Consider the following 21,902-nt stretch of genomic DNA (forward strand, 5'->3'; position numbering starts at 1 on the left):
GCCGCCAACGCCCAGCGTTGCTGCATTGCAATAGAATTCGACCCGAATGAGAGCGCCTATGTCCACGACGAGTAAACGCCCCTTATATATTCCTTACGCCGGTCCTTCTTTACTTGAAATGCCACTATTGAACAAAGGCAGCGCGTTTACTCAAGAAGAGCGATTGGCGTTTAACCTGATTGGCCTACTGCCGCAAAATGTCGAAACCATTGACGATCAGTTAGAACGCGCTTATCGCCAGTACCAGCAGTGCAATAGCGATCTTGAACGCCATATTTATCTGCGCGCCATTCAGGACGACAACGAAACGCTCTACTTCCGCTTGGTATCTGAGCATCTTGAAGAGATGCTGCCGATTATCTATACGCCTACCGTTGGTCAGGCGTGTCAGGAATTCTCCAATATTTATCGCAATCACCGGGGCCTGTTTATCGGCTACCAGGATCGCGAGCATATGGATAACATGCTACGCAGCGCCACTAAAGATAACGTTAAAGTGATCGTGGTAACCGACGGCGAGCGTATCCTGGGTCTGGGCGATCAGGGCATCGGCGGCATGGGCATCCCGATTGGTAAGCTGGCGCTGTATACCGCCTGTGGTGGCATTAGCCCCGCGCATACCCTGCCGATCATGATCGACGTGGGCACCAATAATCAGGCACTGCTGGATGACCCCATGTACATGGGCTGGCGCCATAAGCGGGTAGGCCAGGAAGAGTACGATGCCTTTATGGCGGAGTTCATTTCAGCGCTAAAACGTCGCTGGCCCAATGCGCTGCTGCAGTTTGAAGATTTTGCTCAGGCGAATGCGGTGCCGCTGCTTGAGCGCTATCGCAACGAGCTGTGCTGTTTTAACGATGATGTTCAGGGCACGGCATCTGTTGTCGTAGGAACGCTCATGGCGGCCTGTCAGGCGCGTGAAGAGACCATTGCTCAGCAGCGTGTGGTATTCGTTGGCGGTGGTTCTGCCGGTTGCGGGATTGCCGAGCAGGTTGTGGTCGCAATGGAAGCTGAAGGCCTGACGGAAAGCGAAGCGCGGGCGCGAGTGTTCGTTGTCGACCGCGAAGGCTTGATGACTTCAGATCAGGAGTGGCAGCGTGATTTCCAGCGCCGCCTGGCGCATGACCCGTCGCTGGTCGCCGAGTGGAATGGCCAGGGCCTGGAAGAAACCATTGCCCAGATGAAGCCGACGGTATTGATTGGTGTGTGTGGCCAGCGCGGTATCTTTACCGAGCAGGTAGTGAAAACCATGCACGCAGGCTGCGAGCACCCGGTCATCATGCCGCTCTCCAACCCGACTTCTCAGGCAGAAGCGGTGCCCGAAGATGTGATTCGCTGGACCGATGGTCAGGCGTTGGTCGCTACCGGCAGCCCCTTTGCACCGGTGGTGTATAACGGCCGTACGTATCCGATTGCTCAGTGCAACAATGCGTATATCTTCCCGGGTATTGGGTTAGGCGTAATTGCCGCCAACGCGAACCGGATTACCGACGAGATGCTGATGAGCGCTTCGCGGGCGCTGGCGCGTGAAGCGCCGATCGTTAAAGAGGGCAGAGGCGCATTGTTGCCGCCGCTTTCGCGTATTCGGGAAATCAGCCAGTCGATTGCCTTCGAAGTTGCCGCCACCGCCCAACATAATGGCGTTGCGTTGACGACCAGCGGCACCAAGCTACGTGAAGCTATCGAGAAAGCGAGCTGGTCGCCTGAGTATCGTACCTATCGTCGCCGTGCCGTTTAAGGAATAGGCAAAAAAAAGCCCCCACCGAGGTGGGGGCATGCAAGCATTGGTAGGTATTACTTAGGCTGCGCCGATCATTTTGCGCAGCACGTAGTGAAGGATACCACCGTGGCGGTAGTAAGCCAGCTCGTTGACCGTATCAATTCTGCACTTGGCATCAACGGTACGTTCGTTATCACCGTTTTTGATCACGACCTGGACCGTTTTGCCGGGGCTTAAATCACTTAATCCCGCAATCGATACTTCCTCATCACCGGTTAATCCCAGCGTTTCACGCGTCTCACCTTCCGGGAATTGCAGCGGTACCACGCCCATGCCGATCAGGTTGGAGCGGTGGATACGCTCGAACGACTCGGCAATGACGGCGCGCACGCCCAACAAGCGTGTTCCTTTGGCGGCCCAGTCGCGCGAAGAGCCGGTGCCGTACTCTTTACCGGCAATCACGACAAGCGGCGTGCCTGCTTCCTGGTATTTCATGGCGGCATCGTAAATCGACATCTGCTCGCCGCTGGGCACATAGCGGGTTTCACCCCCGACCACGCCATCCAGCATCTCGTTTTTGATACGCACGTTGGCGAAGGTGCCGCGCATCATGACTTCATGATTACCCCGGCGCGAGCCGTAGGAGTTGAAGTCGACCGGTTTCACTCCATGCTCCTGCAAGTAGCGGCCTGCGGGGCTATCCGGTTTGATAGCGCCGGCGGGTGAAATATGGTCGGTGGTTACCGAGTCGCCCAACATGGCGAGAACGCGGGCATTGCTCACATCTTCGATGGGGTCGGGTTCGCGGCCCATACCTTCGAAGAAAGGCGGGTGCTGAATGTAGGTAGATTCAGGCCACTGATAAACCTGGCTTTCGGATACGTTAATCGCCTGCCATGTTTCATCGCCTTCAAATACCTCGCCGTATTCTTTACGGAACATCTCGGTATTTACTTTTTCAACGGCTTCGGCAATTTCGGCTTGAGACGGCCAGATATCTTTTAGATAAACCGGGTTGCCGTCATTGTCTTCGCCCAAGGGGTCTTTGGTTAAATCGCGCTGAACGTTGCCTGCCAGCGCATAGGCAACTACCAAGGGGGGCGAGGCGAGCCAGTTGGTTTTGACCAGCGGGTGAACACGGCCTTCGAAGTTACGGTTGCCCGAAAGTACCGAGGCCACGGTTAAATCACCCTTGTTGACGGCTTTCTCAATCGCCTCAGGCAGCGGGCCTGAGTTACCGATACACGTTGTGCAACCATAACCGACCAGGTTAAAGCCTAAAGCGTCTAGATCTTCGTTCAAGTTGGCCGCCGCCAGATAATCGGTGACCACCTTGGAGCCTGGGGCCAGCGAGGTTTTCACCCAAGGCTTGGTAGCCAGGCCTTTTTCTCGCGCTTTGCGAGCCAGAAGGCCAGCAGCCATCATGACGCTAGGGTTAGACGTATTGGTGCACGAGGTGATGGCGGCAATGACCACAGCGCCTGGATCAAGGCTAAAGGCCTGATCGCCAATCGTGACGTCCTGGCTATTGGCATGCTTGAAATTACCTTCAAGGCTGCGCTCAATGCCTACGGCCGCTTGCCCACCTTCTGAGTCGAACTTGCCTTTTTCCGTGGTGGGCTGAGCCTTGGCATCTTCCTGCATGATTTTATCAAAAGCCGCGGCCATATCTTTTAGGGCAACGCGGTCCTGCGGGCGTTTGGGCCCCGCAAGGCTTGCTTCCACTTCCGTCATGTCAAGCTGTAGGGTATCGGTGAACACCGGCTCGTCGCCAGGCTCACGCCACAGCCCCTGGGTTTTGCTATAGGTTTCTACCAGCGCGACCTGCTCATCTTCGCGGCCGGTTAAGCGCATATAGTTCAGCGTTTCATCATCGACCGGGAAGAAACCACAGGTGGCGCCGTATTCGGGTGCCATGTTGGCAATCGTCGCGCGGTCGGCAAGGGGCAGGTCTTTGAGGCCGTCGCCGTAGAATTCGACAAACTTACCCACAACGCCTTTTTTGCGCAGCATTTCGGTAACGGTCAGTACCAGATCCGTCGCGGTAATGCCTTCACGCAGCTTGCCGGTCAGTTTGAAGCCGATCACTTCGGGAATCAGCATGGAGACCGGCTGGCCAAGCATGGCTGCTTCGGCTTCGATACCGCCTACACCCCAGCCGAGTACGCCAAGGCCGTTGATCATGGTGGTATGAGAGTCGGTGCCTACCAGGGTATCCGGGTAGGCAAAGGTGGTGCCATCTTCTTCTTTGGTCCACACGCTGCGGCCCAAATACTCAAGGTTGACCTGGTGGCAGATACCGGTGCCGGGCGGCACCACGCTGAAGTTATTGAAGGCCTGCTGGCCCCAGCGCAGAAACTCGTAGCGTTCACGGTTGCGCTGCATCTCAATGTCGACGTTCTCTTCAAACGCCGTGGCATTACCAAACTTGTCGACCATGACCGAGTGGTCGATTACCAGATCAACCGGAGAAAGAGGATTGATGCGAGCGGGGTCTTCGCCGAGCTTTTCTACCGCTGCGCGCATGGAGGCTAAATCGACCACGCCGGGTACGCCGGTAAAATCCTGCATTAATACGCGAGCCGGGCGGTAGCCGATTTCACGGCTGGATTTGCCCTCTTTCTGCCAGTCGACCAGCGCCTGCATATCTTCCTGGTCAACGCTTTCGTCATCGGCAAAACGCAGCTGGTTTTCGAGTAGAATCTTTAGCGTCTTGGGAAGCCGGTCAATATTGCCAAGCGCGTCGGCGGCTTTGGGAAGGCTATAGTAGCGGTACTGCTGGCTACCCACATCCAGCGTTTGCAGTGTATCGGGTGTATTACTCATGCCTTTCTCCTCTTATTGCGTTGCGCGGCATTTCGCTTAGCGCGACGGTCACTGTCTTCCTTTTTAGTATGGCTTACATAGTAGTAGGACATGGGTGTTTATAAAGGCTGATTCAAGGTGTCTTCGCCTAATAGCCAACGCTTAACCTTGCAATCGCTTGTACTTGGCGCCATTTCAGGCAAACTCTCTGCGACTTTATCAGCTAGATTTTACAAGGTGGTGTCATGGAAACGCGTCATGAACGTTTGATTATTCTTGGTTCCGGCCCGGCGGGATACACAGCGGCCGTGTATGCAGCACGGGCTAACTTAAAGCCCCTGCTGATTACCGGAATGCAGGCGGGTGGCCAGTTAACCACCACGACAGACGTTGATAACTGGCCAGGCGATGACCAAGGGGTACAAGGCCCTGAGCTAATGGAGCGGATGAAAGCGCACGCCGAGCGTTTTAATACCGAAGTGCTGTTCGATCATATCAATGAAGTCAGCCTGGATGAGAAGCCGTTTACCCTCAAGGGCGACAGCGGCATCTACACCTGTGACGCGTTGATTGTGGCAACCGGTGCCAGCGCGCGTTATATCGGCCTGCCGTCTGAACAGCAGTTTATGGGCCAGGGCGTTTCGGCGTGTGCAACTTGCGACGGATTTTTCTATCGTAACCAGGAAGTCATCGTGGTTGGCGGCGGCAATACGGCGGTGGAAGAAGCGCTGTATCTTTCCAATATCGCCTCGAAAGTTACCCTGGTACACCGTCGCGATTCGCTGCGTGCCGAAAAGATCCTGCAGGATAAGCTGTTCGAAAAAGTCGAGGCGGGCACCATTGCGCTTGAGTGGTTCCAGGAAATTGATGAGGTGCTGGGCGATAACACAGGCGTTACCGGCGTACGCTTGAAATCAACGCTGGACGGCACGGTAAAAGAAATTCAGGCCCCAGGGCTCTTTATTGCCATTGGCCATCATCCCAATACCGGCATTTTTGAAGGCCAGCTGGTAATGAACGGTGGCTATATCAAGGTGAATTCAGGGCTTGAAGGTAATGCCACTGCAACCAGCGTGCCCGGTGTGTTTGCCTGTGGCGACGTGATGGATCATATCTATCGCCAAGCGATTACCTCTGCGGGTAGCGGCTGTATGGCGGCGCTGGATGCCGAGCGTTATCTGGACGGTATCGCCTAGCGCTAACAGTCGATAGGCGCTTCGACCACCCTGGCCCGGCCTAGCACGCTGAGTACCAGATCTGCCCCTTGCGTGCGACCGGCTGCGTGCCGGGGGCAGATCGAAAACGTACTGTTAAATCCCGTGGCATGCCCAAGCGACGTGTATTTGATCCGCGCATGGCCGTTTTTGCTCACGTCCACACCGCTGGTGGGCGGAAACAGCCGCACGATCTCGTCCTGACTGATATCTCGCGTCTTATCGCCATTGACGATCATCAGCTCGCCGCTCCAGTCGCTTAGACAGGTGCTGTAATTGGTACTGGCCGGGCACAGCGTTATATCCCCTCGCTGAGTAATTGCCGTACTTCGGGCCAGTGACAGCGCGCTTTGCAGCCGGTTTACTTCACTCGTGACCGCTGTGCGCTCGCCTAATGACTGAAAACGTGGCACACCCCAAACCGCCAGCGCGCCTACCAACACCAGCACAACCAGCAGTTCGATAAGGGTAAATCCTCTCGCCCTGAGCGGATATTCGGTATGGCGATGCGTCATGTACTCTCCCTGTCGCTTGACCTGCCCAATCTCCTCGCTATGCTCATCGTCCTATCCGGCCTGTGTGTCGGCCATTAAGCAAGCCAAAGCAGGCAACGTGAGTGAGCGATTTTCTAATTATTGGCGGCGGTGTTATCGGCATGCTGACCGCGCTTCAGTTAGCCGATGCCGGTCAGCACGTCACGATTATTGAGCGTGGCACCTGTGGCAAAGAAGCCTCCTGGGCGGGTGGCGGCATTGTATCACCGCTTTATCCGTGGCGTTATGCGCCGCCCATCTCGCAGCTTTCACGCTGGTCAGAAGGAGCGTACCCGACCCTGGCACTGCGTTTACTTGAAGAGACCGGCATCGACCCCGAGTACCGCCAGAAAGGCCTGCTCTATTTAAATGTCGATGACGAGGAGCGCGCGCTAGGCTGGGCGCGCCAGGTGGGTAAGCCTCTGGTGCAGGTAGATGCCGATTTCGTGCATCAAAAAGAGCCTGACGTTGCCATTACCCATGAAAATGCGCTGTGGATGCCCACCTTGGGCAGCGTACGAAACCCAAGGCTTGGTCAGGCGTTACGCGCCAAATTACTCACCATGCCGAGGGTGACGCTACAGGAACACTGCGAGATGCACGACTTTCTACGTCGTGATGGAGTAGTGGTCGGCGTTAACACCTCGCAAGGAGCCTTTGAAGCCGGGCGGCTGGTGGTGTGCGGTGGCGCGTGGAGCGCGAAGCTACTGCCAACCCTTGACGTGCACCTGCCGGTACGCCCAGTGAAAGGCCAGATGATTGCCTACCAGACGCCCCCAGGACTTGTGCAGCGGGTGGTGCTGAAAGACGGCCGCTATGTGATTCCACGTAGCGATGGTCTGCTGCTGGTCGGCTCTACGCTGGAAGAGGCGGGGTTTGATAAAACCACCGATGCAGAGGCGCTGGCTTCATTAAAGCAAAGCGCCGAGCGTATCGTGCCGGCGCTGGCAAGCTGCCCGGTTGCCTACCACTGGGCGGGCCTGCGCCCCGGCTCACCTGACGGCATTCCGTTTATCGGTGCACTCCCAGAGCAGCCCAATGTGTTTGTTAACGCCGGGCACTACCGTAATGGGCTAGTGTTGGCGCCAGCCTCTACCCATTTGCTGGCCGATCAGCTGCTTGGCCGGGAGCCGTTAATTGACCCAGCGCCTTTCCTGCCGACCCGGGCGCACTTGGGAGGCTAAGCGCCGCCGTTTTTATCCTGCTGCTCCTGAAAGTAGCGGTCGCGATGGGCGCTTGAGCAGAACCACTGCTCATGGTCGCGCAGCGCCTCGGTTTCCGGCACATGGACATCACACCAGCGGCAGCGCACCATCTGGCCGCCCTCGTGACGTTTTAAAGCGCCATGCTGCTCATCACGGGCAAGTTTATGCTGGCGATACATGCCGTAAAGCTTCAGACCGACATAGAACAGTACGGCGAAAATAATTAAGCGAATGATCAACAGGTTCATCCTTATAGGCCCTCCTAAGCGGAGATGAAGTGATCAATGCCGGTGCGGGCTTTGCCAGCAGGCGGTCCTTGCGGGACAATGCATTGACGTGACAATGTTCCAAAGATTCTCAAGAGATTTTAACGCCCATGCAAGACTTAACGCTGGTAATGGCCCAACTCGATCCGCTTGTCGGGGATATTCCCGGCAATGCGGCGCGTGCTATTGAAGCTGTGCGCGAAGCGCGCATTGAGCATGGGGCGGATATCGTTATCTTCCCTGAGCTTTTTTTATCTGGCTACCCGCCGGAAGATTTACTGCTACGCCCCTCTATGGAGACCCGGCTGCGCGAAGCGCGGGCCAAAATGGCTGAAAAAGTCGCTCGCGACGTATTGGTCATCATAGGCTATCCCGGCGTGCGCGAAGGCAAGCGCTATAACCTGGCGGGCGTGCTGTATAACGGCCAGTGGGAAGCCGAATATGCCAAGCAGGCGCTGCCCAACTATCAGGTATTCGATGAGCAGCGCTATTTCACCCCAGGCACTGAGCCGCTGGTGTATGAGCATAAAGGCGCCAAGCTCGGGCTGCTGATTTGCGAAGACCTGTGGGAAAGCGAGCCGGTACGCTCCGCAACGGCCGCTGGGGCGGAAGTACTTATCAGCCTGAACGCTTCCCCTTACCACCAGGACAAGCCGGGTGAGCGACTACGCCTGCTGGAGCTGCGTGCCCAGGACGTCAAACGGCCAATTATTTATGTCAACACGATTGGCGGCCAGGATGAGCTGGTATTTGACGGCGGCTCCAAGTGCGTGGATGCCAATGGCGAGCTAAAGGTTCTCGCCCCGTATTGGCAGGCAGGCCTGATGCCGGTGCAACTGCTGCAGACCAGCGCGTCTACCTGGGAGCCCCAGGCCGGTGAAATCGAACCGGATGTAGAGCCGGAAGAGAGCCTTTACTGCGCGCTGGTAACGGGGCTTCGCGATTACGTCAATAAAAGTGGCTTTGAAGGCGTGGTGTTGGGGCTTTCCGGCGGTATCGACTCAGCGCTGTCCCTGGCAATTGCTGTAGATGCGTTGGGGCCGCAGCGGGTGCAGGCGGTGATGATGCCGTATCATTACACTGCGGATATTTCGAAGCAGGACGCCGCCCAGCAGGCGGAAATGCTTGGCGTGCATTACGAAGTGATGCCCATCGAGCCTATGGTTGATGCCTTTATGGCGACGCTTTCGGAAAGCTTCGCCGGCACCGAGCGCGATACTACTGAAGAGAACCTTCAGTCGCGTTGCCGGGGTGTGCTGTTGATGGCGCTATCCAACAAGAAGGGCCTGATGGTGCTGACCACCGGCAACAAGAGTGAAATGGCGGTGGGCTACGCTACGCTCTACGGCGATATGGTGGGTGGCTACAATGCGCTCAAGGATGTCTATAAAACCTGGGTCTACCGTTTGGCTAGCTGGCGCAACACCCAGTCTCCGGCGATCCCTGAGCGCGTTATTGAGCGCCCACCCAGCGCAGAGTTGGCGCCCGGCCAGCAGGATAGCGATTCATTGCCGGATTACGACGTGCTCGACGCCATCCTGTTGAGCTACATCGAAGGCGATATGAGCGCTGAAGCGATTATTGCCGCCGGTTTTGACGCTGAAGACGTTTACCAGGTGGTCAAACTGGTAGACCGCTGCGAGTACAAGCGTCGGCAGGCCCCGGTTGGCGTGCGGGTAACATCGCGCGGTTTCGGACGCGACCGCCGCTACCCGATCGTTAACGGCTGGCAGCCGGGCGACTAAGCATAGCGCCAGATCCAACGCAAAAGGCTCCTGCGTCATTCTTTATAGCAGGAGCCTTTTTATATTATGGCGGGTAGTGATAGGGGGTTAGAAGCTTTCCCATTCAGGTTCTGGTTGGCGCTGGGCAGAGCTCAGGGCTGGCTGGCGTACTACAGGTGGCGCAGCTGGCGCTAGGTGTTGAGTAGCCGGTTGAGTCGTTTTGGGTGCAGCTTTAGGAAGTTTAAACGCTTCCATCATTTGCAGCAGCTGGCGGGCGTTCTGGCGCAGGTTGGAGGCGGACTTGGCGCTTTGATCCACCAACGCTGCGTTCTGCTGGGTCACTTGATCCATCTCGGTAACGGCCTGGCCGACTTCCTGTACGCCGGCGCTCTGTTCGGCGCTTGCGTTACTGATCTCCTGCATGATGGTGGTCACGCGATCAATCGCCGCCACGATCTCTTCTGTAGATTTGCTTGCTTCTTCGGCGCGCTGGTTGCCGTGCTTGACGCGGTCTAGATTGCTGGCGATCAGTTGATTGATTTCGCGAGCGGCCTCCGCGCTGCGCTGGGCAAGGTTGCGTACCTCTTCGGCTACCACGGCGAAGCCTCGGCCATGCTCGCCTGCTCGGGCCGCCTCAACGGAGGCATTGAGCGCCAGAATGTTGGTCTGGAAGGCGATAGAATCAATGGTCGAGGTAATGCCGGCGATTTCCTGAGAGCTCTGGTTCAGCTCGTTCATGGTATCCACTACCTGATGTACCGCATCACCGCCTTTGGTAGCGAGCTGTGAAGCGCTTTGCGCTTCCTGGCTTGCCTGTTCGGAATTTTCCGCGTTGAGTTTTACCGTGCTGTTGAGCTGCTCCATGGCGGAAGCCGTTTCGGCAAGGGCGCTAGCCTGCTGTTCGGTGCGTGATGATAGGTCGTTGTTGCCTTCCGCGATCTGTTCGCTATTGGATGCCACTGCTTCCGCCGAAGCGCGCACCTGGGTAACAATGGTTTGTAGCTGCTGGGCCATGGCCACCTGAGAAGCCATGATGCTGCGCGTGTCGCCTTTTTTGAGCTGCCCTTTGGTGGTTAGCTCACCCCGTCCGATAGCGTCGGCAAAGGCTTTGACTTCATGCGGCTCGGCGCCCAGCTCGCGCAGCAATTGACGGGAGAGAAACATTGCAATCAAGCCACCCACCAGCAGCGCAAACAGCGTCAAACCCAGCATCAGCATTTGAAAGCCCGACGCGGTTGCACGTGCCTCTGACGTGCTGACATCGTTGAGTCGAGTCTGGATGTCGATAAACTGATTGATACGATTTAACCACTCGCTATAGGCAGGCCCTGCCTGGTCAAGCATTAGCGTTCGTTCGGCCTCATCAGCGCCTTCATCGTGGGCGTCAATGACCTGCTGGGTCAGGCTGCGGGTAATCACGGCCTGGCGTTCAATCGTATCAAGCAGACTCACCTGCTCGGGCGTGGTCGAGTATTGGTTGATGACCTGCTGCATGCCAGCTGTGGCGGTTTGGTAATCATTTTGCAGGCTTTGTATCTCGGCGCGTAAGGCACTTTGGCGGCCATTGTCCGTCGTCATGACAATATCGCGTAGGGCAATGGCGCGATCATGCACGCTGCCGCGCATATCCACGGCAAATCGCTGCTTGGTGCCATTGATATCATTGATGGCGGTAAGCCCATGATTGATCTGATTGACCTGATAGATACCGATAGTCGTCAGTGCTATCAGCAGTGCCAGTATGGTGGAAAAGGCCAGTATTAGACGCGTACTTATCTTGGCGCCTGCAAAACGGGCGTTTGACGTGAGCATGATCAGTTCCTTGAATGCTGGGAGGACGCTTTTTATTCGGGGTGTGAGGATACTAGTACGCTATTTGTTTTTTGTACAACTATTGATTAATTATTGGTTCGGAACTGGCTATAAACAAAAAACCACGCCGAAGCGTGGTTTTATTCAGAATGACAGGGCTATTAGACAGGGATGAGCGTTGCTCAAGCCGTGCTGAAGGTGTCAGTCAAGATGTTTGGGTACAAAGCGGCCGCCCTGAAGCTGCTCGTGGTCAGGCGCATTTTCGCGCAGTACGGCAAATACTTCGCCAGCCCGGTCGTTCATGCCCAGGCCTTGGTAGCCTTCAACCATGGTGGCCAGTGCATCGCGGGTGGCGTTGGACTCAGGGTAATGCTCAACCACCCAGCGGCCACGTTCCACCGCTGCCAGATAGGCGCCACGCCGCAGGTAGTAGTCAGCCACATGCAGCTCATGGTTGGCTAGTAGCTCGCGCAAATAGACGATGCGCTGCTGAGCATCCGGCGCGTATTCGCTTTGCGGGAAGCGCTGGATCAGCTCGCGGAAATCGTTGTACGCATCACGTGAGGCGCCCAAGTCACGTTTGGAAATATCGATCAGGCGTAAGCGTTCCAGGCTGAAGCGGCCGGCCTGCCAGGCAGAAAGCCCGCGCAGGTAGTAAGCATAATCCGCTTGGGGGTGGTCAGGATGCAGGCGAATGAAACGGCTTGCCGCCGCCCGGGCTTCTTCCCAGTCGCTGTTTTCATAGTAGGCGTAGACCAGCTCTAGCTGCGCTTGCTCGGCATGAGGGCCGAAAGGATAGCGGGTATCCAGTGCTTCAAGCCGCTCGATCGCAATTGGGTAACGGTTGCTATCCAGCGCCGTGCGCGCCAGTTCGTAAAGCTCGCGCTCTTGCACCCCGGCAAATTCATCTTGCTCTTCATCAGGTGTTGTATCGTTACTGGCGCAGCCTGCCAGAAGGGCAAGGCTTAAAGCTAGGGCACCAAAGCGGTTGGCAGCAGAAAAAACGCGCATCATCATCCTCGTTGCAAACAAGCCTCAATCACCGAAAAGCGACGATGGCCATGATAGAATAGGTCACAGTAAGCCCACTATAAATCACCTCGACGCAAAACGCAGGCTTAGCAGCGTATTGTCGGGTGTTGTTAAAGGAAGTAACGTCATGCCCCGGATAGTTGAAGCCATGCAACGTGTACCTGCGACGCTCGCAGGTGCGCGTTTTGACCAAGCGGCGGCGGAGTTGTTCAGTGATTACTCTCGCGAGCGATTAAAAGCATGGATCAACGCGGGTGAGCTGACCGTGGACGGCGTACAAACCAAACCGAAAGCGAAGCTGCACGGCCATGAAGTGCTGTTGTTGAAAGCGACCATCGAAGAAGATCGGCGCTTTGAAGCCCAGGATATACCGCTGGATATTGTCTATGAAGATGATGCGGTGATGGTTATCAACAAGCCTGCCAATATGGTCGTGCATCCCGCGGCCGGTAACCCGGACGGCACCTTGCTCAACGCGCTGCTTTACCATCAATCTACGCTTGCCGAGGTGCCGCGCGCCGGGATTGTTCACCGTCTGGATAAAGACACCACTGGCTTGATGATGGTGGCTAAAACCATTCAGGCGCAAACCGTGCTGGTCGAACAGCTTCAGGCACGTAGCGTATCGCGCCAGTACGACGCGGTGGTGATTGGTAAGCCTGTGGCAGGCAGTACCATCGATGCACCTATTGGTCGGCATCCGAAAGATCGCAAACGTCAGGCGGTCACTAACTCGGGCAAGCCTGCCGTGACTCACTTTCGCGTGGTCGAGCGGTTTCGCGCCCATACCCATGTGCGCTGCCAGCTGGAAACCGGGCGTACGCACCAGATTCGCGTGCATATGGCCCACGCCCGTTACCCGTTGATTGGCGACCCGCTTTACAGTGGCCGCGCCAGACTGCCGCCAGGTGCGGCCGGGCCGCTCAAGGAAATCCTGCGGGAATTCCCTCGCCAGGCGCTGCATGCTCGCAAGTTAAGCTTTGTGCATCCGGTCAGTGGTGAAACGCTCACTTTTCATGCCGACCTGCCCGATGATCTACTAATGTTGTTGGACTACCTGCGCGAAGACAATGAGACCATGCGATGAGTGATGCCATCGATTTACGCCCCACACTGCTGATTCCTGACTGGCCTGCGCCCGCAAGCGTGCGGGCCTTTGTTACCACGCGGGAAACAGGCCCCAGCCAGAATGATTTTGCGGCGTTTAATACGGCCGCCCACGTTGGCGATAATGCTGAACATGTCGCTCTTTGCCGACGGCTGATGCAAAAAGAGATAGGCGACGAGCGCCCGTTGTTATGGCTGAATCAGACCCACGGCGCACGTGTGCAGCAGGGTTATCAGGCCGATACGCCAGAGGCGGATGCGGCCGTTGCCACCTCCGATGAGTATGCTTGCGTGGTACTCACAGCGGACTGCCTGCCGGTCATGTTCTGCAATCGTGCCGGAACCCAGGTGGCGGTGGCTCACGCCGGTTGGCGAGGCCTGGCGGGGGGCGTTTTGGAAGCCACGGTTGCGGCCATGAATACCGAGCCCGGCGATATTCTTGTTTGGCTGGGGCCAGCGATTTCCAATGCCCAGTTTGAAGTGGGGCCAGAAGTGTACGGCGCGTTTGTGGCTGTTCACCCTGAAACCGCAGAGGCGTTTGACCATAGCCCTTACCGGATGGGCCACTATATGGCCGACTTGTATCGGCTGGCGCGGTTTCGCCTGGAGGCGCTCGGGATCGAGCATATTAGCGGCGGGCACTTCTGCACGGCGTGTGAGTCGCGCTTTTACTCCTACCGGCGTGATGGCGGTACCACGGGGCGCATGGCGAGCGTGATCTGGATCAACAAATAAACTTGCTGAGTATTATCTGCTCTTGAAAACGCCAGAAATGACGCCATTTAACTTGTCAAGCTAATAGTGATTAGCACGTTAACCGACATGTTATTGGGCCACGCCGTGCGTCCGAACGCAGGGCTACCCCAGGAGGCTCGCTATGCGTTTTGATAAGTTTACTGCCAAGCTTCAGGCTGCCATTGCCGAAGCGCAATCACTGGCCGTGGGTCGCGGTCATAATCAACTAGATCCCTCTCATCTTCTCCTCGCTCTGCTGGATACCAAAGACACGGGCATTAAAGCGCTGATCGAAAAGGCCGAGGGCTCAAGCTCGCGCCTGCGCGATGGGTTAGTGCAGCAGTTGGATAACTTGCCCAAGGTGGGCCAGTTCGATGGTGAAGTGCAGCCCTCGCGGGATTTTATCAAGCTATTCAATCTAACCGACCGTGAAGCGCAAAAGCGCGGCGATCAGTTCATTGCCAGTGAACTGGTGCTGCTGGCCGGGTTAGAAATGAACGGCCCGCTTACCAAACTGATGAAAGACGCGGGGCTTAGCCGCAAGTCACTCGAAGCGGCGATTAATAGCCTGCGCGGCGGCGCCAGTGTCGATGACCCGAATGCGGAAGATCAGCGTGAGGCGCTCAATAAGTACACCCTTGATCTTACCCAGCGGGCCCTGGACGGCAAACTCGATCCGGTGATTGGCCGTGACGAAGAGATTCGCCGCACTATCCAGGTGCTTCAGCGGCGCACCAAAAATAACCCTGTCTTGATTGGCGAGCCTGGGGTGGGTAAAACCGCCATTGTTGAGGGCTTGGCACAGCGTATCGTCAACGGCGAAGTGCCCGAAGGCTTAAAAGGCAAACGGGTGCTGTCGTTGGATATGGGGTCACTGCTGGCGGGCGCCAAGTTCCGCGGTGAGTTCGAGGAGCGCCTGAAAGCGGTGCTTAAAGAGCTTTCTCAGGAAGAAGGCCGGGTCATTCTGTTTATCGATGAGCTGCACACCATGGTGGGGGCCGGTAAGGCGGAAGGCGCCATGGACGCGGGCAATATGCTCAAACCCGCGCTTGCCCGCGGCGAGCTCCACTGCGTCGGCGCCACTACGCTGGATGAGTATCGCAAATATATCGAAAAAGATGCGGCTCTTGAGCGTCGTTTCCAGAAAGTGTTGGTCGATGAACCGACAGAAGAAGATACCGTGGCAATTCTGCGTGGCTTAAAAGAGCGCTATGAAGTGCACCACGGTGTGGATATCACTGACTCGGCGATTATTGCCGCGGCGAAGCTGTCTACTCGCTATATCACCGACCGGCAGTTGCCCGATAAGGCCATCGACCTGATTGATGAGGCCGCCTCGCGGATTCGTATGGAGCTTGATTCCAAGCCCGAAGCGATGGACCGCCTGGATCGGCGTTTAATCCAGCTCAAGATGGAGCGCGAGGCGCTTAAGAAGGAAACCGACGAAGCCACCAAGAAGCGCTTGGAAGCGCTCAACAATCAGATTCATGAGTTCGAGCGTGAATACGCCGACCTGGATGAAATCTGGAAGGCCGAAAAAGCCAGCATCCAGGGCTCAGCGCAGTTCAAAGCTGATTTGGAACAGGCGCGTCTTGATCTGGAGCAGGCCCGTCGGCAGGGCGATTTAGGGCGTATGTCGGAAATCCAGTACGGCAAAATTCCCGAGCTGGAAAAGAAAATTGCCGAAAGCGGTGAAGGCGAAGCGGATACCGCAAGCCACCAGCTGCTGCGCTCCAACGTCACTGAAGAGGAGATCGCCGAGGTTGTTTCGCGCTGGACCGGGATTCCGGTTTCCAAGATGCTCGAAGGCGAGCGCGATAAATTACTGCGGATGGAAGACGCCCTGCATGAACGGGTGATCGGCCAAAATGAAGCGGTTGAAGCGGTGGCCAACGCCGTGCGCCGCTCTCGGGCGGGCTTGTCCGATCCCAACCGGCCTAACGGTTCGTTCCTGTTCTTGGGCCCCACCGGGGTTGGTAAAACCGAGCTATGTAAGTCATTGGCCAATTTCCTGTTCGACACCGAGGAGGCCATGGTGCGTATCGATATGTCGGAATTCATGGAGAAGCACTCCGTGGCCCGTCTGATCGGTGCGCCTCCTGGCTATGTAGGTTACGAAGAGGGCGGCTACTTGACCGAGGCGGTGCGCCGTAAGCCTTACTCCGTGCTCTTGCTGGATGAGGTGGAAAAAGCCCATCCGGATGTTTTCAATATCTTGCTTCAGGTATTGGAAGATGGCCGGTTAACCGATGGTCAGGGGCGCACGGTGGATTTCCGCAATACCGTGATCGTGATGACCTCCAACATGGGCTCGGACATCATTCAGCGCATGGGTGGTGACGTCAGTGCTGATAAAGACAATGACTATGAAAACATGAAAAACATGGTCATGGAGGTGGTGGGTAATCACTTCCGCCCCGAGCTGATCAACCGCATTGACGAAGTGGTGGTCTTCCATGCTTTGGGCCAAGAGCAAATCCAGGCAATTGCGGGTATTCAGTTGGAGCGCTTGCGAGCCCGTTTGGCTGAGCACGATTTAGGCCTTGAGGTAAGCGATGACGCCATGGCACAGCTGGCCGTGGTGGGGTTTGACCCCGTGTATGGCGCGCGGCCACTTAAACGCGCTATTCAAAGCCGGCTTGAAAACCCGCTGGCGCAAGATCTGCTGGCCGGCAAATTCTCACCGGGAGATACCATCCGGGTGAGCGCTGTTGAAGGCAAGCTTGCGTTCAATATCTAAACAGCCCTGGTTATAACCATATGCCCCGTTAGGCTTTGCCGACGGGGCTTTTTTATCTCAAATCGCTTCTTTGCACATTCATCGGGCATTGATGGTTGACATGCTAGAAGGCTAATGGAATCTTATCAGTTCCTGATTTGCGGGCGCGGACCTGACGGGTAACCCCTTTTTCCCGCGCGAAGGGTAGGCTAACGCCTTTACCCGCCGAAGGACTTCCGGGTTTGAGCCAACCGCTCGACCTGGCCAACGCCCCGACGCGGCAATCCGCCGTGATAAGGGAGTGGCTGATTTATATCGTCATAAATCGGTGCTCTCAGAGAGTGCAGGCCCTAACCGGGCCGTATGCCAGGGTTTGGCATCAGGTGCCGGCATGGGCCGGCAGCGGCATACCGCCGCACTCGACACTGCAGGATGTCCTGCGGATCGCACTCGAGACCTCTAGGGGAGAAATACAGTGGAACTGCTTTCCGGCGCAGATATGATCGCCCGCTTCTTGAAAGATGAGGGCGTTGAGTACATTTATGGTTATCCCGGCGGTGCGGCGCTGCATATTTATGATGCGCTGTTCCGCCAAGACAGCGTGAAGCACATTCTTGTGCGTCACGAGCAGGCTGCCACTCACGCAGCCGACGGTTACGCCCGTGCTTCGGGTAAACCCGGCGTAGTGCTGGTTACCTCCGGACCCGGCGCTACGAATGCCGTTACCGGTATTGCCACCGCCTACATGGATTCGATTCCCATGGTGGTGCTGTGTGGTCAGGTAGCGAGCCATCTGATCGGTGAAGATGCCTTCCAGGAAACCGATATCGTGGGCGTCACTCGGCCGATCGTGAAGCATAGCTTCTCGATTCGCCACCCGTCTGAAATCCCGGAAGTGCTTAAAAAGGCGTTTTACCTTGCCTCGACGGGACGCCCTGGTCCGGTGGTGGTGGATATTCCCAAGGATATGACTGCGCCCACCGAGCGCTATGAGTACGTCTACCCGAAAAAGGTCAAGCTGCGCTCGTATAACCCGGTGACACGTGGCCATACCGGGCAGATCAAAAAGGCTGTTGAGTTAATGCTCAAAGCCAAGCGCCCGGTATTTTATACCGGTGGTGGTGTGGTGACCGGCAAGGCCAGCGAAGGTTTAACGGATCTGGTTAAACGGCTGGGCTTCCCGATTACCACCACGCTGATGGGCATTGGCGCGTATCCGCAAAGCGATCGTCAAAGCCTTGGCTGGCTAGGCATGCATGGCTCTTATGAGTCCAACATGGCCATGCACCACGCTGATCTGATTGTCGCCATCGGCGCCCGCTTTGATGACCGGGTCACCAACAACACGTCGAAGTTTTGCCCCACGGCGAAAATTATTCATGTCGACGTTGATCCCAGCTCGATCTCCAAAACCGTGCGTGCCGATGTGCCGATCGTCGGGCCTGCCGACAGTGTTATCAATGAGATGATCAGCCTGGTTCAGGGCCATCCTATTGCGCACCCCGAAGCGCTTGCTGAGTGGTGGGAGAAGATCGATGGCTGGCGCACTGAACGCCATGGCAAGCTTTATGAGCCGTCCAAACCGGGTGAGATGTTAAAATCTCAAGAAGTGGTTGAAGCCTTATGCCGGGTGACGCGTGGAGAGGCTTACGTGACGACCGATGTGGGCCAGCACCAGATGTTCGCGGCTCAGTATTACAAGTTTGAGAAGCCTAACCGGCTGATCACCTCAGGCGGTCTTGGCACCATGGGCTTTGGTTTCCCGGCAGCGATGGGGATCAAGCAAAACTTCCCGGATGACGACGTAGTCTGCGTAACCGGTGAAGGCAGTTTCCAGATGATGATGCAGGAACTCTCCACCTGTAAGCAGTACGGCGTGGGCGTTAAAATCCTCAATCTGAACAATGCCTCGCTAGGCATGGTGCGCCAGTGGCAGGACTTGAACTACAAGTCACGCCATGCGCACTCTTATATGGAGTCGCTGCCTGACTTCCATATGTTGATTGAGGCTTACGGGTTTACCGCGATTACCGTCACTACCCAGGATGAGCTTGAACCGGCGCTTGAGCGTGCGTTTGCCAACAAGCACGAACTGGTATTTCTTGACGTGAAGGTGGACCCTTTTGAGCACGTCTATCCGATGCAGGTGCCGTTAGGCTCCATGCGCGACATGCTGCTGTCTAAAACGGAGCGTACCTGATGCGACATATCATCTCGATTCTGTTGGAAAACGAACCGGGTGCGCTGTCACGTGTGGTCGGCCTGTTTTCTCAGCGCAATTTCAACATTGAAACGCTTAACGTAGCGCCGACCGAAGACCCTTCTCTTTCGCGGTTGACGGTAACCACGGTAGGGGATGACCGAGTGATCGAACAGATCACCAAGCATCTTAATAAGCTGATCGATGTAGTGAAGCTTGTCGATCTGACTGAAGGCAACCACATTGAGCGTGAGCTGATGCTGGTGAAGGTCAAGGCACTGGGTGCTGCCCGCGATGAAGTAAAACGCACCGTGGATATCTTCCGTGCGCAGATCGTCGACGTGACGCCGAGCCTTTATACCGTTCAGATTACCGGCGACGCTGCCAAGCTGGATGCTTTCCTGCAGGCCATGGCGCCCGTGGGTATTCTTGAAGTAGCGCGTACCGGGGTTTCCGGTATTGCACGCGGCGACAAGGTGCTTTCGCTTTAAAGCATTGAGTAGCGTTACTGCTGGTTAGACCTTAAGGCACCGTCTTATTAAAGACGGTGCTTTTTTAGTTATCAACGCTCACTAATCGCGGCCCACAGCGCGTCGATAATCGGGTTTTTCAAACGCCGGTTGAGAACGCACAGACCGACATCGTAGTGAGGGAGTTCGGGCTTCACGCTCAATACTCTGACCCGATTGGCGAGCGGGCTGTTATCCAACACGATTTTGGGTACTACGCCCACGCCAAAGCTCAACCCCACCATGCTTACAATAGCCTCATGCCCTGCCACCTGGGCGTAGATGCGTGGGCTTACGCCCATCGCCTTGAACCAGGTGTTGGCATGTTCCCGCGATAGCCCTGCTTCAGAAAGAATCATGGGCACCTGTTGCCACTGTTCGGCGGTCGAGCTTTCGGGAGCGGCAGGTAGCCATTCGCAGGGCGCCGTGGGGGCGATGAACACCAGCGGCGAGCGGGTGAGCGATTTGAACGCCAGAGCGTTGGGAGGAATGCGTGGGCGCGGCGTGATGGCCATGTCATCGTCGCCCTCCATCACTCTTTGCATGGCGTCGGCTGGATCGCCGGTATGCAGTTTCAGTTCGATACCGGGGTGGCGAGTACGCACATCGCTTAACAGCTCGTAAAGGAAGCTATAGCTTGCCGTTACCGAGCAGTAGATGCTGATCTCGCCGCTAAGCTGCGCGGTATTAGCCAGGCGGCGTTTAGTCATCTCCCACTGTTCCAGCGTCTCACGGGCATAATGCTGAAAGTCCAGGCCATGTGCAGTCAGCGTGACGTGACGGTTGTCGCGTTCGAACAACAGCGTGGAAAGTTCACTTTCCAGTTGCTGAATCGAACGACTTAGAGTCGAAGGGCTGACGTGGCAAAGCTCGCTGGCGCGGCCAAAGTGCAGCGTGTCGGAAAGCACTACAAAATGTCTAAGTAGCCGAAAATCCATACAAGTGCCGTTATTTCAAATGATGAAATAGTGTATTGCAAATATGGCGTTTTACGCAAGGTGGCGACTGGCGTAAAGTGGCTTTACGCTTTACCTAGCGCTGCACAAGACGGTGCAGGTGGCCATCAGTGCTGACACGCTTTGACAACGATTCAACTCGATAATGATAAAACCATCTTTGTAGCTTGACGGGGTGCGCTTTGGCGCGCCCCGTTTTGTTTGTGCGCTGTAAGCGTTATTCAATTTACGCTTCCTGATGCAATTGACTGGCTGAGCAATACTCACCGTGTAGAATGAAAGTGTTCACTATTTGTGACTCTATATTAAACGGATGACATCTATGACTCAGGACGCTCGCGATCAAGAGCAAGCTTCGACTGCCTTGCCGGAAACCCAAGACGATCATCATACGGTCGGTAATGAGGATCTTGCTGCCGCTTTCTTACGTGATACAGAAGTCGTCGAAGAGGCCCTGGAAGATGGGAAGAAGATTCGGCGTAAAGGGATTTACCTGCTGCCTAATCTGTTTACCACCTCGGCGCTATTTTCAGGTTTTTTTGCCGTTGTGGCCGGGATTAACGGTGAATTTACGTCTGCCGCCGTCGCTATTTTTATCGCCATGGTGCTGGATGGGCTGGATGGGCGCGTTGCGCGCATGACCAACACCCAAAGTGCTTTTGGCGCCGAATACGACAGCCTTGCCGATATGATCTCGTTTGGTATGGCACCGGCATTAGTAGCCTTCACCTGGATTTTGCAGGATATCGGTAAAACTGGCTGGGTAGTCGCGTTTTTGTATGTGGCTTGTGCGGCACTTCGCTTGGCGCGCTTTAATGTGCAAATTGGCAGTGTCGATAAGAAGTGGTTCATCGGCCTGCCCAGTCCATCAGCGGCAGCGCTAGTAGCCGCGAGCGTTTGGACCTTCCATAGCTTTGACGCCGATGCGTTTGGTTTCAAACTGCTGATGTTGGTAGTAGTGGCCGCCGCTGGCATTCTGATGGTCAGCAATATTCGCTACTACAGCTTCAAGGATCTCGACTTTAAAAAGCCTGTGCCCTTCGTGGTACTGCTGGCCGTTGTGCTCGGGTTTGTCATGATCTCGGTTGAGCCTTCTGTGATGTTGCTTCTACTGTTTGGTGCCTATGTGCTCTCAGGCCCGGTTTATGCGGTTATGCGCAAGGCCAAACCGAAAAGCTGAAAGTTTTTTACGTCTTTTGAAAAAAGCCCTTGCCAATCCGGCAGCGAATCCGTAAAGTACGCATCCGCTGCCGGGGACGCCAAGCGTTACCAGCGGTGAATGAAGGTGAAAACCTTTGGTTTGTCAGGAGGTTAGCGAGATTTACGCCGCTCACTTCACCCGCTAAAAACAGCGGTTGACAAACG

16 protein-coding genes are annotated in these 21,902 nt (G+C 56.0%); 10 read left to right on the forward strand and 6 right to left on the reverse strand.

Annotated features, from left to right (window positions below; translation table 11 throughout):
* The first annotated feature begins 58 nt into the window (after nucleotides 1-58).
* Nucleotides 59-1,738: an NAD-dependent malic enzyme gene (locus ACT3XD_RS15245; protein WP_192539202.1), complete on the forward strand. Its 1,680-nt coding sequence runs from the start codon at nucleotides 59-61 to the stop codon at nucleotides 1,736-1,738.
* A 60-nt stretch (nucleotides 1,739-1,798) separates the two neighbouring features.
* Here the strand turns inward: ACT3XD_RS15245 and acnA are convergent, their stop codons facing one another.
* Nucleotides 1,799-4,546 carry an aconitate hydratase AcnA gene (acnA, locus tag ACT3XD_RS15250; protein ID WP_192539203.1) on the reverse strand — a complete coding sequence of 916 codons (2,748 nt, stop codon included), beginning with the start codon at nucleotides 4,544-4,546 and terminating at the stop codon, nucleotides 1,799-1,801.
* Nucleotides 4,547-4,770: 224 nt separating this feature from the next.
* Between acnA and trxB the strand changes: the two genes are divergently transcribed.
* Nucleotides 4,771-5,721: a thioredoxin-disulfide reductase gene (gene trxB, locus ACT3XD_RS15255; RefSeq protein ID WP_192539204.1), complete on the forward strand. Its 951-nt coding sequence runs from the start codon at nucleotides 4,771-4,773 to the stop codon at nucleotides 5,719-5,721.
* 2 nt (nucleotides 5,722-5,723) lie between these two features.
* Here trxB and ACT3XD_RS15260 read toward each other — a convergent pair whose 3' ends face one another.
* Entirely contained in the window at nucleotides 5,724-6,254 is a 531-nt protein-coding gene (locus tag ACT3XD_RS15260; protein WP_192539205.1) for a GspH/FimT family pseudopilin, read from the reverse strand.
* 101 nt (nucleotides 6,255-6,355) lie between these two features.
* Between ACT3XD_RS15260 and thiO the strand changes: the two genes are divergently transcribed.
* The gene (gene thiO, locus ACT3XD_RS15265; protein WP_192539206.1) at nucleotides 6,356-7,456 is read left to right on the forward strand and encodes a glycine oxidase ThiO; all 1,101 of its coding nucleotides are present in this window, start codon (nucleotides 6,356-6,358) and stop codon (nucleotides 7,454-7,456) included.
* Here thiO and ACT3XD_RS15270 read toward each other — a convergent pair.
* Nucleotides 7,453-7,725 (reverse strand): PP0621 family protein, encoded by a 273-nt coding sequence (locus ACT3XD_RS15270; protein WP_192539208.1) that lies wholly within the window; start codon nucleotides 7,723-7,725, stop codon nucleotides 7,453-7,455. The two genes, thiO and ACT3XD_RS15270, sit on opposite strands and share 4 nt — an antisense overlap.
* A 128-nt stretch (nucleotides 7,726-7,853) precedes the next feature.
* On the opposite strand from ACT3XD_RS15270, the gene ACT3XD_RS15275 reads away from it, so the two are divergent.
* Nucleotides 7,854-9,488 (forward strand): NAD+ synthase, encoded by a 1,635-nt coding sequence (locus ACT3XD_RS15275; RefSeq protein WP_192539810.1) that lies wholly within the window; start codon nucleotides 7,854-7,856, stop codon nucleotides 9,486-9,488.
* Nucleotides 9,489-9,575: 87 nt separating this feature from the next.
* On the opposite strand, the gene ACT3XD_RS15280 is transcribed toward ACT3XD_RS15275, so the two are convergent.
* Complete coding sequence (locus ACT3XD_RS15280) at nucleotides 9,576-11,279, reverse strand: methyl-accepting chemotaxis protein (RefSeq protein WP_192539811.1); 1,704 nt, start codon at nucleotides 11,277-11,279, stop codon at nucleotides 9,576-9,578.
* 201 nt (nucleotides 11,280-11,480) lie between these two features.
* Nucleotides 11,481-12,290 (reverse strand): outer membrane protein assembly factor BamD, encoded by an 810-nt coding sequence (locus ACT3XD_RS15285; protein WP_192539812.1) that lies wholly within the window; start codon nucleotides 12,288-12,290, stop codon nucleotides 11,481-11,483.
* A 148-nt stretch (nucleotides 12,291-12,438) separates the two neighbouring features.
* Here ACT3XD_RS15285 and rluD point away from each other — a divergent pair, with 148 nt between their 5' ends.
* The 5 genes from rluD (at nucleotide 12,439) to ilvN (ending at nucleotide 19,563) form a co-directional block, all read left to right on the forward strand.
* Nucleotides 12,439-13,398 (forward strand): 23S rRNA pseudouridine(1911/1915/1917) synthase RluD, encoded by a 960-nt coding sequence (gene rluD, locus ACT3XD_RS15290; RefSeq protein ID WP_192539813.1) that lies wholly within the window; start codon nucleotides 12,439-12,441, stop codon nucleotides 13,396-13,398.
* On the forward strand, nucleotides 13,395-14,153 hold the full coding sequence (pgeF, locus tag ACT3XD_RS15295; RefSeq protein ID WP_192539814.1) for a peptidoglycan editing factor PgeF: 759 nt from the start codon (nucleotides 13,395-13,397) through the stop codon (nucleotides 14,151-14,153). Before rluD ends, pgeF begins: the two co-directional genes overlap by 4 nt.
* Nucleotides 14,154-14,295: 142 nt before the next feature.
* Nucleotides 14,296-16,893: an ATP-dependent chaperone ClpB gene (gene clpB / locus ACT3XD_RS15300; RefSeq protein ID WP_444280605.1), complete on the forward strand. Its 2,598-nt coding sequence runs from the start codon at nucleotides 14,296-14,298 to the stop codon at nucleotides 16,891-16,893.
* A gap of 454 nt (nucleotides 16,894-17,347) precedes the next feature.
* The gene (locus ACT3XD_RS15305; RefSeq protein ID WP_192539869.1) at nucleotides 17,348-19,072 is read left to right on the forward strand and encodes an acetolactate synthase 3 large subunit; all 1,725 of its coding nucleotides are present in this window, start codon (nucleotides 17,348-17,350) and stop codon (nucleotides 19,070-19,072) included.
* Nucleotides 19,072-19,563, forward strand: coding sequence for an acetolactate synthase small subunit (gene ilvN / locus ACT3XD_RS15310; RefSeq protein WP_018918924.1), 492 nt, complete (start codon nucleotides 19,072-19,074; stop codon nucleotides 19,561-19,563). Before ACT3XD_RS15305 ends, ilvN begins: the two co-directional genes overlap by 1 nt.
* 71 nt (nucleotides 19,564-19,634) lie before the next feature.
* On the opposite strand, the gene ilvY is transcribed toward ilvN, so the two are convergent.
* The gene (gene ilvY, locus ACT3XD_RS15315) at nucleotides 19,635-20,519 is read right to left on the reverse strand and encodes an HTH-type transcriptional activator IlvY (RefSeq protein ID WP_192539868.1); all 885 of its coding nucleotides are present in this window, start codon (nucleotides 20,517-20,519) and stop codon (nucleotides 19,635-19,637) included.
* A gap of 340 nt (nucleotides 20,520-20,859) precedes the next feature.
* Between ilvY and pssA the strand changes: the two genes are divergently transcribed.
* Complete coding sequence (pssA, locus tag ACT3XD_RS15320; protein WP_192539867.1) at nucleotides 20,860-21,717, forward strand: CDP-diacylglycerol--serine O-phosphatidyltransferase; 858 nt, start codon at nucleotides 20,860-20,862, stop codon at nucleotides 21,715-21,717.
* Nucleotides 21,718-21,902: the final 185 nt, after the last annotated feature.

Source organism: Halomonas sp. AOP7-B1-5 (assembly GCF_052353045.1).
Lineage (GTDB): Bacteria > Pseudomonadota > Gammaproteobacteria > Pseudomonadales > Halomonadaceae > Vreelandella > Vreelandella colorata.

Coding starts and splice junctions, on each gene's coding strand:
- ACT3XD_RS15270 (WP_192539208.1), bottom strand. CDS start 7,725: ATGAACCTGTTGATCATTCGCTTAATTATTTTCGCCGTACTGTTCTAT.
- pgeF (WP_192539814.1), top strand. CDS start 13,395: ATGAGTGATGCCATCGATTTACGCCCCACACTGCTGATTCCTGACTGG.
- trxB (WP_192539204.1), top strand. CDS start 4,771: ATGGAAACGCGTCATGAACGTTTGATTATTCTTGGTTCCGGCCCGGCG.
- ACT3XD_RS15280 (WP_192539811.1), bottom strand. CDS start 11,279: ATGCTCACGTCAAACGCCCGTTTTGCAGGCGCCAAGATAAGTACGCGT.
- ACT3XD_RS15245 (WP_192539202.1), top strand. CDS start 59: ATGTCCACGACGAGTAAACGCCCCTTATATATTCCTTACGCCGGTCCT.
- clpB (WP_444280605.1), top strand. CDS start 14,296: ATGCGTTTTGATAAGTTTACTGCCAAGCTTCAGGCTGCCATTGCCGAA.
- pssA (WP_192539867.1), top strand. CDS start 20,860: ATGACTCAGGACGCTCGCGATCAAGAGCAAGCTTCGACTGCCTTGCCG.
- ilvN (WP_018918924.1), top strand. CDS start 19,072: ATGCGACATATCATCTCGATTCTGTTGGAAAACGAACCGGGTGCGCTG.
- acnA (WP_192539203.1), bottom strand. CDS start 4,546: ATGAGTAATACACCCGATACACTGCAAACGCTGGATGTGGGTAGCCAG.
- rluD (WP_192539813.1), top strand. CDS start 12,439: ATGCCCCGGATAGTTGAAGCCATGCAACGTGTACCTGCGACGCTCGCA.
- ilvY (WP_192539868.1), bottom strand. CDS start 20,519: ATGGATTTTCGGCTACTTAGACATTTTGTAGTGCTTTCCGACACGCTG.
- ACT3XD_RS15275 (WP_192539810.1), top strand. CDS start 7,854: ATGCAAGACTTAACGCTGGTAATGGCCCAACTCGATCCGCTTGTCGGG.
- ACT3XD_RS15285 (WP_192539812.1), bottom strand. CDS start 12,290: ATGCGCGTTTTTTCTGCTGCCAACCGCTTTGGTGCCCTAGCTTTAAGC.
- ACT3XD_RS15260 (WP_192539205.1), bottom strand. CDS start 6,254: ATGACGCATCGCCATACCGAATATCCGCTCAGGGCGAGAGGATTTACC.